This window comes from Actinomadura sp. 1N219 (assembly GCF_044326405.1).
In the GTDB taxonomy this organism is placed as follows: domain Bacteria; phylum Actinomycetota; class Actinomycetes; order Streptosporangiales; family Streptosporangiaceae; genus Spirillospora.
Window position 1 is genome coordinate 1,382,947 of the sequence record NZ_JBIRAY010000001.1, and the last position, 12,449, is coordinate 1,395,395.

Genomic DNA, 12,449 nt, shown 5'->3' on the forward strand with positions numbered 1-12,449 from the left:
CCGGGCCGCCGGACGCCGCATCCCGGTTCCTCTGGTTGGCTGTGGTGAGAGTTTTCTGGCGGGGGAGTTGAGGGGCAGTGGCCGAGCCGATGCATGACCCGCGCGTGGCGCGGGTCATCGTCGGTGTCGTGCTGACGTCGTTCGCCGGCGTCTACCTCCTGGCCGCCCCGTCCCGGACGGACGGCGTCACGCGGGTCGGGACGGCGGCCGCACTGGTCGCGCTGGTTCTCGCGCTGCAACTCGTGTGGGTCGTCCCGCGGTTCGAGCGGTGGCGCGGCGTCCCGGTCGTGTTCGGGCAGGCCCTGGCCGCTTACACGGCGGTGATCGCCTTCGGGACGTCCGTGGGGATGCTCGGCTTCGTCGCGGGCGCGCTGCTGTCGGCGGGCGCGTGGCCGATCGCGGCGGGGGTCGTGGGCAGCGCGGCGCTGATCGACGTCCTGCGGGACGGCCTGGACGGCGGCGCGAGCGTCGTCGACGTCACGATCACGTGCCTGCTGATCGGGCTGGTGACGTATGGGCTGGTCAGGCTGGCCGATCGGGCGGACGACACGGCGGCGGCGCGGCTGCCGCTCACCGTGGCGGCGGTCGAGCGGGAACGGCTGCGGATCGCGGCGGAGCTGAACAAGGGCCTCGGCGACGGGCTCGCGGCGATCTCGGACGGCACGCGGCGGGCGGTGGAGCGTCCCGACGCGATCGGGGACGTGCTGGCGGTCGCCCGGCGGTCGCTGAACGACGCGCGTGCCGCCGCGGCGGACTTCCGGAGCATGTCGCTGGCGCCCGAGGCGGCGGCCGCGCGGGCCCTGCTGGAGGCGGCGGACGTCCGGGCGGACGTGCGGACCGGGCACCGCGAACCGCTCGGCCCGGCCGGGGCGCTGCTCGCCCTGGTGCTGCGGGAGGCCGTCACGGACGTGGTCCGGACGGGGTCGGCCCGCGCCTGCTCGATCGAGACGTCCGAGAGCGGCGGCGCCGTCAGGCTGCGCGTCGCCAACGACGGGGTGCGCACGGCGGCGCGCGGTGAAGAGGGCCTGGAGGAAGCGGCGGAGCGCGTCCGGGAGGCGGGCGGCGCGTTCTCCGCAGGGCTCAGCGACGACGGCCGGTTCGTCGTGGAGGCGGTCGTGGACGCCGGCGACCGCGCCGTCCCGGTCCCCGACCGTTCGGCGTACCGGCTCTCGCTGACCCTCCTCGCGGCCGTGCTGGCCGGGTTCTGTGTGAAGGGCCTGCTGCTGGTCCCGTGGGGACCGCGATGGGCGGGCGCGGCGGCCGTCCTGGCGCTGATCGCGGTGGCGCAGTTGCTCTGGACGAGCCGCGGACGGCCGAGAGCGTGGCCGCTGATCCTCGCCGTGCTCGGCGCCGCACTCGTCCCGGTGTTCGGTGAGGCGTGGCTCGGCGTCTCCGGCGTCCTCGCGGGGACGTTCCTGGTCGGCCTTCCCGTCCGGGCCGCGGCTCCGCTGGTGGCGGCGGTGATGGCGGGGGTCGGCGGGGCCGCCGCGGCGCTCGGCCTCGGGACGGCGGCGGTCGTCAACTACACGGTCAGCACGCTGGTGACCGGCCTTGTCGTGTATGGGCTCGTCCGGCTGGCGAGGCTGGTGCGGGATCTGCAGGTCGCGGGGGCGGAGCTGGCGCGGGCGGCGACCGTCCAGGAACGGCTGCGGGCGGCCAGGGACCTGCACGATCTGCTCGGGCACAGCCTGGCGGCGATCCTCCTCAAATGTGAGCTGGCGCGGCGGCTGGCCGGCGCCGACGCGGAGCGCGCCCGCACGGAACTGGCCGAGGTCGCCGCGATGGCGGAGCAGGCCCGCGACGATCTCCGCACCGCGACGGGCGGCGCCGCCGACCTCTCGCTGGACGGGGAGGTGGCGTCCGCGCGGTCGGTGCTCACGGCGGCCGGCGTCGAGGTCGACGCCAAGACCGAGCATGCCGTCGACGGTGATGCGTCGGCGGTGCTCGGGACGGTGCTGCGCGAGGCCGTGACGAACGTGCTGCGGCACAGCGCCGCGACGCGCTGCACCATCCGCACGGAGCGGGACGGCGACACCGTGCGGCTGGTGGTGGAGAACGACGGGCTCGACCCGGCCGCGCCGCGCACGCCGCCCGGCTCGGGCATCGGGAACCTGACCACGCGGCTCGCCTCGCACGGCGGGACGCTCAGCGCCCGCGCCGACGGCACCGGCCGGTTCCGCCTCGAAGCGGAGATCGGCCGGTCGGCCTAGAGCCAGCCCGCTTCGCGGGCGATGCGGGCGGCGTCCGTGCGGTTCCGCGCGTTGAGCTTGGTGACGGCGGCGGTCAGGTAGTTGCGGACCGTCCCGGCCGACAGGTGGAGGCGTTCCGCGATCTCCGGCGCCTCGGCTCCCTCGGCGGCGAGGCGCAGCACGTCCGTCTCGCGCGGGGTGAGCGGGTTGTCGGCGATGTCCCAGGCGGTGAGGGCGAGCTTCGGGTCGAGGACGCGCCCGCCCGCCGCGACCGTGCGGATCCCGGCGGCCAGTTCCTCCGGCGGCGACGTCTTCAGCAGGAAGCCGCGGACGCCCGCCGTCAGTGCGCGGCGCAGATGCCCGGGCTTCCCGTGCCCGGTCAGGACGAGCACCGCGACCTCCGGCATGGCGGCGTGGAGCGCGGCCGCCGCGGCGAGACCGTCCAGGCCGGGCATGTCGATGTCGAGGACGGCGACGTCCGGGCCCGCCGAGCGCGCCGCGGGCAGCACCTCGTCGCCGCGGTCCACCTCCGCCACCACGGTCAGGTCGGGTTCGAGGCCCAGCAGACCGGCGAGGGCGCTGCGGACGACATGGTGGTCGTCCGCCAGGAGCACCTTGATCACCCCTCATGTGTACCAGCGACTCGGGCGTACCGGCGACGCGGTCACGGCCGGACCCATGACGAGATCACGGGTGCCCGGTGATCACGTCTCTGGCCCGCGAAGCCGCAGGTCAGAAGACTTATGGGCATGAGCGAAGCAGTGAGGCTGGAGACGGTGAGCAAGGTTTACGGGCGGGGCAGGGGAGCGGTCGCGGCGCTGCGGGAGGTGACGGCGTCCGTCCCGCGCGGGCGGTTCACGGCGGTCATGGGGCCGTCCGGGTCGGGCAAGAGCACGTTCCTGCACTGCGCCGCCGGGCTCGACACGCCGACGTCGGGCAGCGTCCGGCTGGGCGGCACGGACCTGTCCGCGATGAACGAGACGAAGCTGACCGAGCTGCGCAGGAAGCGGGTCGGGTTCGTGTTCCAGGCGTTCAACCTGGTGCCGTCGCTGACCGTCGCGCAGAACATCACGCTGCCGCTCCGCCTGTCGCGGACACCGGTCGACAAGGTGTGGCTGTCGGACGTGGTCGCCCGCGTCGGATTGGCGGACCGGGCAGGGCATCGTCCGGGCCAGCTGTCGGGCGGGCAGCAGCAGCGGGTCGCGATCGCCCGCGCGCTGGTGACGCGTCCGGACGTGGTGTTCGGAGACGAGCCGACTGGCGCGCTCGACACCATGACGGCCCGGGACGTCCTCACCCTCCTGCGGGAAACGGTGGACGACATGGGCCAGACGGTCGTGATGGTCACGCACGACCCGGTCGCCGCCTCCTACGCCGACACCGTGCTCTTCCTGGCCGACGGGCACATCGTCGACTCGATGGACGCGCCGTCCAGCGACAAGGTCGCGGCGCGCATGACCCGGCTGGGGGCGTGGAAGTGATGCTCTGGCTCGTTCTCAGCACGCTGCGGCACCGCAAGGCGGGATTCGCGGGCGCGTTCGTGGCGCTTCTGTGCGCTGCCGCGTTGGTCTGCGCGTGCGGTGTCCTGCTCGACACGGGACTGCGCGGCTCTGTCGCACCCGAACGGTACGCGGGCTCTCCGGTCATCGTCACTGGGGACCAGTTCGTCTACAAGACGTACACGAAGAAGAAAGGCAAGAAAAAGCACAAGGCGAAGGCGATCGCCGAGCGTGCCTGGCTGCCGGCGTCCGTCGCCGACAAGGTCAGGCAAGCGGACGGTGTGCGGAACGTGGTCGCCGAGGTGTCGTTCCCCGCCGAAATCAGCGATTCCGCCGACGACGACCGCGAATCGTGGGGTCATGGGTGGGAATCCGCCGCCCTCACTCCGTTCACCATCCGGGACGGACGAGCCCCCACCGCGAACAACGAAATCGTCATCGACGCTGCGACGGCCCAGGCGAAGAACCTCCGTCCAGGCGCAACCGTGAAGGTCGCCTCGACCACCCCTGGGACGTACCGCGTCGTCGGCGTCACCGAGCAGTCCCTCAAGCACCAGACCGCCGTCTTCTTCACCACCGCCCAGGCCGCCCACCTGTCCGGACGGAACGGCATGGTCACCGCCATCGGAGCGCACGGCTCCGAGAAGGCGATCGAGGACGCCGTGCGCGGCACCGGAGCCACCGTCCACACCGGCGAAGACCGGGGCAAGGCGGAGTTCCTCGGCGCGGAGAAGTCGCGGATCAAGCTGATCAGCATGGGCGGCGCGCTCGGCGGGACGGCCCTGCTCGTCGCGATCCTCGTCGTGTCCGGGACGTTCGCGCTGTCGGTGCAGCAGCGCGAGCGGGAGATCGCGCTGCTGCGGGCCGTCGCCGCCACGCCCCGCCAGGTCCGCCGGATGATCGGCCGTGAGGCGCTGCTGGTCGGGCTCGTCGCGGGGCCGCTCGGCGCCTTGGCCGGGCTGCCGCTGGCCTTCTGGCTGCGGGACAGGTTCCGCGCGCTCGACGCGCTGCCGCCCAACCTCGACCTGGTCGTCAGCCCGTTCCCCGCGTTCGCCGCGACGCTGGCCGCGATCGTCGCCGCGTTCGCCGCGGCCCGGATCACCGCGCGGCGAACGGCCCGGATCCGTCCGGTCGAGGCGCTCGGGGACGCGGCGCTTCGGCGGCCCCGGCTCGGCGCCGTCCGGATCGTCGCCGGTCTCGCCGTCACCGCGGGCGCGATCGTCCTGACCATCGTGCTTTCCGGGCTGAACACGGAGGCGGCGTCCAGCCCGGTCACGATGCTGACCGCGCTCGTGTGGACGGTCGCCGTGTCGCTGCTCGGCCCGGCCATCGCGCGCGCCGCCGTGGCCGCGCTGTCCGTGCCGCTGCGGCTGTTCCCCGTCGGCGGGGGGCTGGCCGCGGCGAACCTCGGGGCCGGGGCGCGGCGGGTCGCGTCCGTCATGGTGCCGCTCACGCTGATGACGGGCCTGACCGCGACGATCCTGTTCTCCCAGACCACGATGGGCCATGCCGCGACACGCCAGGCGACGGACGGCACGATCGCCGCTCACGTCGCCGGGCCCAAGGCGCCGCACAGCCTCGCCGAAGAGATCCGCCGCTCGCCCGGCGTGACGGCCGTGACCGAGGTCCTGCAGAGCACCGTCCGCGTGGACCTGGAGAACTACGCGATCCAGGGCGTCACGCCCGGCGGCCTGGAGCGCACCATGGACCTGGGCGTCCGCGACGGCTCGCTGCGGAACCTGAACCCGTCCACGATCGCCGTGAGCGCCACCGCCGCCGACCGGCTCGACGTCCGTCCCGGCGACAGGCTGCGCCTCACCCTCGGCGACGGCACGCCCATCGCGCCCACGGTGATCGCCGTGTACGAGCGCGGCCTCGGATTCGGCGACCTCACCGTGTCCCGCGACCTGCTCGCCGCCCACGTGGACGACCCGCGCGGCACCCTCCTGATCGCCGGGACGCCGCCCGCGGGCCTGCCCACCACGGACGCCGCCGCCATCGCCGAGACCAGGGCGTCCACGAACGCGGAGGTCAACCAGGTCGCGATGGCGCTGATCATCGCGTTCACGGCGATCGCCGTGGTGAACACCCTCGCGATGTCCACCTCCGACCGGGCCCGCGAGTTCGCGCTGCTGCGCCTCGTCGGGATCACCCGCCGCCAGGTCCTGCGGATGCTCGGCTGGGAGACCCTCGTGATCGTCGCCGTCGCGTCCGTCCTCGGCACGGCGATCGCGCTGGCCACGCTCACCGCGTTCAGCGGCGGGATGACGGGCGGGGCGCCGCACGTCCCGCCGCTCGGGCACTTGGGCGTCCTCGCCTGGGGCGGCCTCCTCGCCGCGGTCGCGACCGTCCTGCCCGCCCGGCTGGCCATGGCCGCCCGCCCCGCCGACACGATCAACACCCGCGACTAGCCGCCCGCCCGCCGCTCCCACGTCCTGCACAACCTCGCTACATATGCTTGCGTGTATATACGCACCCGTGTATCTTCGAGGTGTGGTCAACAACGTGCAACAGCGAATGACGGCGATCTCGGAGCCGAACCGGTTTCAGATCGTCGAGTTGCTCAAGGACGGCCCGCGGTCGGTGGGCGCGATCGTCGACGCGCTGGGCCTGGGCCAGCCGCAGGTGTCCCGGCATCTGCGGCTGCTCGCCCAGGCGGGCGTGGTCGAGGTGACCAAGCGGGCCCAGCAGCGGATCTACCGGCTGCACCCCGAGGCGATGCGCGAGCTGAGCGACTGGGCGCAGGGATTCGCCGCCCTGTGGTCGGAGCGGATGGACCGCCTCGGCGCCTTCCTCGAAGACGACGACCGCGCACCCGACGAGGCGAACCGGCAAGGAGGTTGAACATGCCCGAAGGCACCGCGGACGGCATTGTGATCGACAGGTCGAGCAACACCGTCCATATCAGCCGCACCTACGCCGCAGGCGTCGAGCGCGCGTGGTGGGCCTGGACCGATCCCCAGGCGATCAGTCGCTGGTGGGGCCCGCAGGGCTGGGCCGCGACCGTGTACGAGATGGACGTGCGTCCAGGCGGACGCTGGCGGTTCCAGATCGCGCCGGTGGACGGATCGGCCGCCCCGGTCCGCAGCATCGCCACCTACAAGATGGTCGTCGCCTGTGCCCAGCTGCGCTACGACGACGAGTTCGCCGACCAGGCGTGGCGACCCGACGGCACCGGCACCTTCCCCACCACGGTCACCTTCGTCCCGGCCGGCGCCGGCTGCACCGTCGAGGTCACGGCGGGCTTCCCCGACGGCCAGGCGCTGCAGCGGGCGGTCGAGCTCCAGATGGCCGAAGGCTACGCCGAGGCCCTGGACCGGCTCGCCGACCTGCTGGACGCCCCGCACACCGGCACACCTTCACCCGAAAGCGAGACGATCATGTCCGACCTTCGCACCGTCACCTCCGCGGACGGCACGACCATCGCCTACCAGCAGACCGGCTCGGGCCCCGCGATCATCCTGATCAGCAATGTCGCCGAAGACCACACCGGCGTCTCGGGCATGGCCCAGGCGCTGTCCGAACACTTCACCGTCATCAGCTTCGACCGCCGCGGGCGCGGCGCCAGCGGCGACCCCCAGCCCTACGACCCGGCCCGCGAGATCGACGACGTCGCCGCCCTGATCGATGTCGCGGGCGGCTCCGCGGCCCTGACCAGCGGATCGGGCGGCTGCGGCCTCGCCCTCGACGCCGCGAGCGCGCTGGGCGGCAAAGTGACGGGGCTCTACCTGTACGAGCCGCCCTTCATCGTCGACGACTCCCGTGCCCCGGCGCCCGCCGACTACCTCGAACACCAGGAAGCGCTGATCGCGGCGGGCAAGCGCAGCGAGGCCGTCGAGTACTTCATGACCGAGATGATCGGTGTCCCCGCCGAATACATTCCCGCGATGAAGCAGGACCCTTCCTGGGACGTCATGGCCAAGTACGCCCACACCTACGCCTACGACGGCCGCATCATGCGCGGGCTCCAGGACGGCAAACCGCTGCCCGCCGACCGCTGGTCGATCGACGCGCCGATCGCGGTGGCCGTCGGCGGCAACGGCGAGGACTTCATCCGCCAGGGCGCCGACGCGCTGGCCGCGCTCCTGCCGAACGTCACCGTGCTGACCCTGCCCGACCACGACCACTCCGCGTTCTGGATGGCGCCGGAGCCGGTCGCCGAACAAGCACGCGCCTTCCTGCTCGGATGACGCCCACTGCGATCCATCCCCGCCCCCTAACGGCGTCATGGGGCGGGGACGGCTCGTCCGCTGACGGCTCGTCCGCTGACGCCTCGGTCGCTGTCAGAGGCCGGGGGCATACTGAAGGCATGGCGTCCGTGCCGCCCGCCCGCCACCTGCTGCGCGCCAAGGATCTCGCCGACGCGCGGTACTTCGAGCCGCTCACGGTGGCCGACCTGGCGAACGCCGCCGGGCTGTCCCGCGCGCACTTCAGCGACCAGTTCCGGCGCGCGTTCGGCGAGTCGCCGCACGCCTACCTGCTGACCCGCCGCCTCGAACGCGCCGCCGCACTGCTGCGGACCACCGACCGGTCCGTCGCCGAGATCTGCGTCGGCGTCGGGCTGCAGAGCATCGGCTCGTTCACGACGAGCTTCACGCGCATGTTCGGGATGTCGCCGACGGCCTACCGCGCGGCGTTCCCGCCGGCGTCCGTCTACGCGCGGATACCCGGCTGTGTCCTGCGAATATACGGCCGCCCGAAACACCGGACGTTTCGAGAAGACACCCCCGCCGCCCCAGATCTAGCGTGAGGGTTCCAGCGACCCGACAGGGAGGAACCCGATGATCACGCTTGCCAGCACGCAGTTGTGGGTGCACGACCAGGACGAGGCGCTCGCCTTCTACACCGGGAAGCTCGGCATGGAGGTCCGCGTCGATGTGACCATGCAGGAGATGGGCGGTTTCCGCTGGCTGACCGTCGGCCCGGTGGGGCAGCCCGACGTCTCCATCGTCCTGATGGCCCTCCCCGGGGAGCCGGTCATGGACGAGGCGACGGCCGCGCAGGTCCGCGAGCTCATGGCCAAGGGCTTCGCCGGGACGATCTTCCTCGGCACGGACGACTGCCACGCCGCGTACAAGGAGCTGACGGACCGCGGCGTCGAGTTCGTCGAGAAGCCGGAGGAGCGGCCGTTCGGCATCGACTCCTCGTTCCGCGACCCGTCCGGCAACCACATCCGCCTGACCCAGGCCTACGCGAGGTCCTGAACGCCGCCGCGACCGCAGCGCACCGCCTTTGCGCGCACCCGTGATCATTTCTCTTTGCGGACGGTGACGGCCAGAAATCCTAATTATCCGTTATGGATGGTTTTGCGGGGGCGTCATCCTTCCGGTGGGTGCCGGTCGCGAAAATGATCGCGATGTGGGCGCAAAGGCGGGGCCGAGAAGGCATGAGCGGCGAAATGTCCGATCGGCGGGGTGCGAACCCTGGTACGGACGGGTCAGGGGATCATGGCGCGGCCGTAAGCGGTCGCTTCATCGCGAGGACCCGGCGCGGGTTTCGCCGGACGCTCCGGATCTTCGCGGGATTCACCCCTGGTCACCGCCGTCACGCCAACCTCGGAGACATGCCCACTCTGCGTATTCGTTAATGTCCTCAATGGCAATGCGGACAGGTCCGAATTTCGGTTTTCTGGCCACCCCCGGAGTGCCGGGTCTAGGTTTGCCGTAACGCGCGCGCCGGCGCCCGTGCGAGCGGCGCGGCCGCCCCCCGAAAGGAGCGTCAGGCCGATGACCGATGGCACCCCCGGCCCGGATCAGGGGCCCGAGACGAAGATCAACACTGACGTTCCGCAGTCCGCCCGGATCTGGAACTACTGGCTCGGCGGCACCGACAACTACGAGGTCGACCGCCTCGCCGGCGACGAGTACGTCTCGCTGTACCCGGGCATCGTGCCGCTCGCCCGCGCCGGCCGCTACTTCATGGACCGCGCGATCAGGTTCCTGATCCACGAGCGCGGCATCCGGCAGTTCATGGACTGCGGGACCGGCCTGCCCACGGTCGACAACACCCACGAGATGGCCCAGCGCGCCGCCCCCGAGGCGAGGGTCGTCTACGTCGACAACGACCCGCTCGTCCTCGCGCACGCGCGCGCGCTCATGACCGGCACGGACGAGGGCCGCACCGCCTACATCGACTGCAACCTGCACGATCCCAAGACGATCCTGGACCGGGCGGGGGAGACCCTCGACCTCGCGCGGCCGGTCGCGCTGCTGCTCGTCAACGTCATGGGGCACATCGTCGACCCCGACGAGGCGATGCGCGTCGCGCGCGGGCTGATCGGCGGCCTGCCGCCCGGCAGCTACCTCATCCTGGACGACTGCACCGACGACAACGAGGCGTTCAACGCCGCGCAGCGCGCCTACGACGACACCGGGGCCATCCCGTTCCGGCTCCGCAGCCGCGAGTTCCTGTCCGGCTACTTCGAGGGGCTGGAGATCGAGGAGCCGGGGCTCGTGACCGTCAACGAGTGGCGCCCGGACGTCGGCGTCGAGGTCGAGCAGCTCCCGACGCTGTGCGGGGTGGCCCGCAAACCCTGACGCGCGGCCCGCAAACCGTGACGGGCGGCCCGCAAACCGTGACGCGGAACCATTCGCCACGGAAAGATCGACGGTCTTCGAAGCCACAAGGCGGAGACCTTCCACGGAAACGTCGCGGACCGTTCCCTTTCCAGCGCGTTCTGTGAAGGTATAGTCGATACGGCCGCTCACGCCGTCCCCCTTGATTGGAGTCCCCTTGGCCTCCGTCACGATCACCGGCAGAAGACAGTCCACCGCCGCGCACGGGGATCCCCTCGTCCCCAGGCTGCTGCTGGCGCGCCGGCTCCGCGCGCTCCGCGAGTCGGCCGGCATCGGCCGGACCGCCGCGGCGACGGCGATCGGCGGATCCGACTCCAAGATCACGAGGCTGGAACTCGGCCGCTCCGGCTGCTCGGTGCCGGACGTCGCCGAGCTCCTCACCCTCTACGGCGCGGACGACGCCGAGCGCACGACCCTGCTGGCGCTCGCCGAGCAGACCACGGCGCACCCCTGGTGGCACGCCGACGGAGACATCGTCCCGGTGTGGGTGCGGGCCTACCTCACCGCCGAGCAGGCGGCGAAGCTGGTCCGCACGTTCGAACCGCGGTTCGTCCCCGGCCTGCTTCAGTCCGAGGAGTACGCCCGCGCGCTGATCCGCCAGGCCTCCCCTGAGGACGAGGTCGACCGGCGGGTCGGGTTCCGGATGCGGCGCCAGCGCGTCCTGCGCCGCCGGCCCCGGCCGCTCAACCTGTGGGTCGTCCTGGACGAGCGGGCGCTGTGGCGCCCCATCGGCGGCCCGGCCACGATGCGCGCTCAGATTCGGCACATCATCGAGCTGTGCAAGCGGCCGAACGTGACCGTCCAGATCGCGCCGGCCGGGATCTGCGGACGGGTCGAGGGCGACGGGCCGCTCACGCTCGTCCGGTTCCCGCAGCAGGGACTGCAGGACATGGTGTACCTGGAGCGGACCGACAGCGCGCTCTACCCCGTCCGCCGGGTGGAGATCGAACGGCACTGGCACGTGTTCAACACGCTCGTCACCGAGGCCGCCCCGCCCGAGCGCACGAGCCGGATTCTCGCCGGCATCCTCGCCACTTACTGACCGTTTCCGCCGGTCATCGCCTTATTTGGCCACTGCTGTACCGGTCCGTGCTCGCTGCCCGGGAATGAGCCTTGGCAAACGGTGCTCGCATGTCTCGTGGATCACATATTCCCGTCTGACCACTTCCGGTCTATATTCATAAATGACGGATATTCGGGAGGGTCTACGCGGTTACCAGGGGACGTACGCCACAGGACCCTCGTTGCCCGTGTTTACCGGGCGGGCACCCGGTTATCGGGCATGTTCGAACGCCCCGCACCACCGCCGCCCTCGAAGGAACGCCATGTCCGTCAGTGAGCGTTTGTGGAACGAGACAGAGGAACGCCGTTCTCGCGATGAACTGCAGACGGGGGAGAACTTTCCCGTCGCCAGCCGGCTCCTTCCGGCCCGCCATCGCGCGCACCTGCTGAACGTGTACGGCTATGCCCGGCTCGTGGACGACATCGGGGACGAGGCGCCCCCCGGCGAGCGGGCCGGACTCCTCGACGCGGTCGAACGCGACCTCGACCGCGTCTACGCGGGCACGCGCCCGGAGCTCCCGGCGATGCGCAACCTGGCCCGCACGATCACCGGCTGCGGGATCCCGGCCGAGCCGTTCCGCCGCCTCCTCCAGGCCAACCGGCAGGACCAGGAAATCTCCCGGTACACGACTTTCGACGACCTGCTCGACTACTGCACCCTGTCCGCCGACCCGGTGGGGCACATCGTCCTGTACGTGTTCGGCGCCGCCACCCCGGAAAGGCTCCGCCTCTCCGACAAGGTGTGCACGGCGCTGCAGATCATCGAGCACTGCCAGGACGTCGGCGAAGACCACCGCAACGGCCGGATCTATCTGCCGCAGGACGACCTCCGCCGGTTCGGATGCGCGGACGGCGACCTCGACGCCGCCGTCACGCCGACCCGGCTGCGCGGCGTCGTGGCGCTCCAGGCGCGGCGGGCGCGGGAACTACTGGACGAAGGAGCGGACCTCACCGTCCGGCTCCGCGGATTCGCCCGCGTCGCCGTCGCCGGCTACGTGGCCGGCGGACTCGCGGCGCTGGCGGCATTGGACAAGAACGCGTACGACGTGCTGGGCGGCCCGTCACGACCGAGAAAACCGCGGCTCCTCGTCGAGTGGTCGCGAACCTTGGGAAGGAGATGAGGA

Annotated in this window: 11 protein-coding genes; 10 read left to right on the forward strand and 1 reads right to left on the reverse strand. The window is 71.9% G+C overall.

The window, feature by feature from the left end:
- The first annotated feature begins 77 nt into the window (after positions 1–77).
- Positions 78–2,210: a histidine kinase gene (locus tag ACH35V_RS06255; protein ID WP_395970557.1), complete on the forward strand. Its 2,133-nt coding sequence runs from the start codon at positions 78–80 to the stop codon at positions 2,208–2,210.
- Here the strand turns inward: ACH35V_RS06255 and ACH35V_RS06260 are convergent.
- A complete protein-coding gene (locus ACH35V_RS06260; protein ID WP_395970558.1) occupies positions 2,207–2,812 on the reverse strand; it encodes a response regulator in 606 nt (201 codons plus the stop codon). The genes ACH35V_RS06255 and ACH35V_RS06260 overlap by 4 nt on opposite strands.
- Before the next feature lie 126 nt (positions 2,813–2,938).
- Between ACH35V_RS06260 and ACH35V_RS06265 the strand changes: the two genes are divergently transcribed.
- From ACH35V_RS06265 to hpnC, 9 genes are all read left to right on the forward strand, one after another.
- Complete coding sequence (locus tag ACH35V_RS06265) at positions 2,939–3,670, forward strand: ABC transporter ATP-binding protein (protein ID WP_395970559.1); 732 nt, start codon at positions 2,939–2,941, stop codon at positions 3,668–3,670.
- Positions 3,670–6,099 (forward strand): FtsX-like permease family protein, encoded by a 2,430-nt coding sequence (locus ACH35V_RS06270; protein WP_395970560.1) that lies wholly within the window; start codon positions 3,670–3,672, stop codon positions 6,097–6,099. Before ACH35V_RS06265 ends, ACH35V_RS06270 begins: the two co-directional genes overlap by 1 nt.
- Positions 6,100–6,205: 106 nt before the next feature.
- Positions 6,206–6,532: an ArsR/SmtB family transcription factor gene (locus ACH35V_RS06275; protein ID WP_395970561.1), complete on the forward strand. Its 327-nt coding sequence runs from the start codon at positions 6,206–6,208 to the stop codon at positions 6,530–6,532.
- Between the two features lie 2 nt (positions 6,533–6,534).
- Complete coding sequence (locus ACH35V_RS06280; RefSeq protein ID WP_395970562.1) at positions 6,535–7,878, forward strand: alpha/beta fold hydrolase; 1,344 nt, start codon at positions 6,535–6,537, stop codon at positions 7,876–7,878.
- Positions 7,879–7,997: 119 nt separating this feature from the next.
- Complete coding sequence (locus ACH35V_RS06285) at positions 7,998–8,438, forward strand: helix-turn-helix domain-containing protein (protein WP_395970563.1); 441 nt, start codon at positions 7,998–8,000, stop codon at positions 8,436–8,438.
- 31 nt (positions 8,439–8,469) lie between these two features.
- Positions 8,470–8,892, forward strand: a complete 423-nt coding sequence (locus tag ACH35V_RS06290; protein WP_395970564.1) for a VOC family protein — start codon at positions 8,470–8,472, stop codon at positions 8,890–8,892.
- A 522-nt stretch (positions 8,893–9,414) separates the two neighbouring features.
- On the forward strand, positions 9,415–10,224 hold the full coding sequence (locus tag ACH35V_RS06295; RefSeq protein ID WP_395970565.1) for an SAM-dependent methyltransferase: 810 nt from the start codon (positions 9,415–9,417) through the stop codon (positions 10,222–10,224).
- A gap of 196 nt (positions 10,225–10,420) precedes the next feature.
- Positions 10,421–11,305 carry a helix-turn-helix domain-containing protein gene (locus ACH35V_RS06300; protein WP_395970566.1) on the forward strand — a complete coding sequence of 295 codons (885 nt, stop codon included), beginning with the start codon at positions 10,421–10,423 and terminating at the stop codon, positions 11,303–11,305.
- A 283-nt stretch (positions 11,306–11,588) separates the two neighbouring features.
- A complete protein-coding gene (gene hpnC, locus ACH35V_RS06305; RefSeq protein ID WP_395970567.1) occupies positions 11,589–12,446 on the forward strand; it encodes a squalene synthase HpnC in 858 nt (285 codons plus the stop codon).
- Positions 12,447–12,449 lie beyond the last annotated feature (3 nt).